This window comes from Mangrovimonas sp. TPBH4 (assembly GCF_001280505.1).
In the GTDB taxonomy this organism is placed as follows: domain Bacteria; phylum Bacteroidota; class Bacteroidia; order Flavobacteriales; family Flavobacteriaceae; genus Mangrovimonas_A.
In genome coordinates this window covers 1-2,497 of record NZ_LBIO01000071.1, presented here as the reverse complement: position 1 = coordinate 2,497, position 2,497 = coordinate 1, and the positions used below count along the sequence as shown (strand labels likewise).

At 41.1% G+C, this 2,497-nt stretch carries 1 protein-coding gene; it reads right to left on the bottom strand.

Translation table 11 applies throughout. The features are described from left to right. A partial coding sequence (locus tag ZA05_RS17850; protein WP_255350059.1) for an L-type lectin-domain containing protein occupies positions 1-2,371 on the bottom strand: 2,371 nt, incomplete at its 3' end. Positions 2,372-2,497 lie beyond the last annotated feature (126 nt).

Below are 2,497 nucleotides of genomic sequence, written 5' to 3'. Positions count from 1 at the left end.
GCTGTGGCGTCGGGTGCACCACAAGGGCCAGCTCAACGATCGTCGCACAGTCCGTGGCGATCGTGGCGCTCTCCACGCGCACATAGAGGATCTGGTCATTGGCCACAATATTGTTGTAGGGGCTAGAAAGGGCGTTCACACCGTTGTCGGCGTCCGCAAAGGTCTCGTGGTAGCTCAGCACAAGGCCGGTCGCTCCGCCAGTGATGGCCGCATCCGCATCCGAAAGGTCGAACACGCCAAAGCCGTCGCTGTCAGCATCACAGTACTCCAACGCGTCTGGGATGTTGGCCTCCGGGGCCTGCTCTACAGAAAGCACTACGGTTGTTGTTGTATAACATCCCGTAGTTGAATTCAATAATCTCGCATAAATAGTCTGCGGATTAGTAATGTTTGTGTAAGGAATTGAAAGTGGATTGATATCACTTTCGGCATCTGCCTGTGTCAAATAGTAGCTTACCACATATCCTGGGGTTCCTCCAGAAATGTTATTATTCACCAACGCCAAATCTATTGCCGTCAATCCATCTGGAATATTATCATCACAAACTTGCAAACTTGGATTAGCTTCTGCCACCTCTGGCTCGGGTAGTATTGTTACCGTTCCGCTACTAGTACTTCCACAATTTTCATTGGTAGTATATTCAATAGTATATTCTTCTCCTGGCAATCCTCCTGTAATAGTTCCTGTTAAAGGATCTATTATACCTGGGCCAGCTGGAGACACAATTACATAAGTTCCTCCAGGGGTTGCCGCGGTTGCTGTAGCACCATCACAGGTTGGTTCCATAACAAAAGTAGCATCATCCAAATCGGAAAATGAAATAGTTTCAGAATCATCCAAGGCCGTATAACAATTAGGCAATTCAATGGTATACTCAATACCATCGATCCAGAAATACCCATTAAGACTTATAAAAGTGAGCATATTGGTATCTTGCCCAGTTATAAATGTAACATACTGAAGGACATTTACTGTACCTGTATTTATAGTTTGAGAATTGGTTCCGTCAGAAACACTCATTTGTGCAGTACTGTTATTTTTTGCCACACTTAGAGTGATTTCAGTACCTGCGGGTACTGTTTGGTCCAACAATAATACACATGATTGGTAGGTGTTGGAAACTCTTGCCGAATTGGCAGAAGTAGCCGTTGTTCCTTCAGGTTCTATAGGACCTTCCGCATTTTCAGGATTAATTCCACCATATGCCGTTTGCCCATTACCTGAAATAGTAGGATTTGGAGCATCAATTCCAACAAGTGTCATCGTAGTATTTTCTGTTGAAGCCATCACCACTACAGAAGCTACTCCAGTATCATCCAAAACCACTGTTTCTTCTACACCTTCATTAATTATATAAGTAACGGTACTATTTGGGACACCAGTAATGATAAACTCTCCATCATCACCCGGACATACAGTGGGATTCACCGCTTCTACTTCTGCCGTTGATTCGGGCATAACGACTACATTGAAACTCTTAGTTAGAATATCTCCACAGTTATCTGTAATAGACACTGTGTAAGTAGTATCTTCCGTTGGGGAAAACACTGGATTAGGAAGCGAAGGATCACTAACGCTTTCAGCAGGCGACCACTCGTAACCTTCTGCTCCATCATACGTAGCATCTATTGTATCAATACTTCCACCAGCACAAACTTGCTTATCGGACAAAGAACCAATAGACGAAAAGGAAATATGTTTAAAACACAATTGCTGTAAATTATAAGCCGCACCTGTAGACCCAGCAAACCCAAAGTATACTTCGGAAGTACCATTGAATATAGTATTAATGATATCTGCTGAGTAAGCAATCCGTTCACTACAATCAAAGGTTACTGTAAAATTTTGCGCTGTGGCATCCCATGCTACCTTTACCTCATGGTAGTTTCCATCTTCAATATTTATAGAGGTTTCTGAAGCTTGAATTGGTCCTGCAAGATTATTTGCTGAATTATGGTAAGTACTCCCATTCTTCATCAAAGCCATATGATCTGCTGTTATATCTGCTCTGTTTCCGTTAGTCCATGTATCAAACTCAACAATTAGAGATTGCGTAATACCTTCATACCCTACACCTCCTCCAGATAAACCTATTTCAGCGGTTGCTGTAGTTTTCATTACAAAGGCCATTCCATCAGCACCATTGGCATCGTTACTACCAAAGTTGGCGTCAAAAATTATTTCAAAATCAGTATTAAGATCAATAACATTATTGTACCATACGGATCCACTTTGCTGCGTAGTATTTTCGGTAATTCTATAACAATTATCCCCAAGAGATACCGCATCTCCATAATACTCAGGTATTAATTGGGCAAATATGTTAACGGAAAGACAAAAAAAGATCGTAAGAAGAGTATACTTCCTCATAAATATTTTTGTAGTTGAAAAGTTAATTATCCTGCTAAAATAACATAATTAACCTTTAATTAACAACTCTTCAATGTTAATACGAATTTAACATAGGATGTATTACAAAACGTACAAATCTTCAAT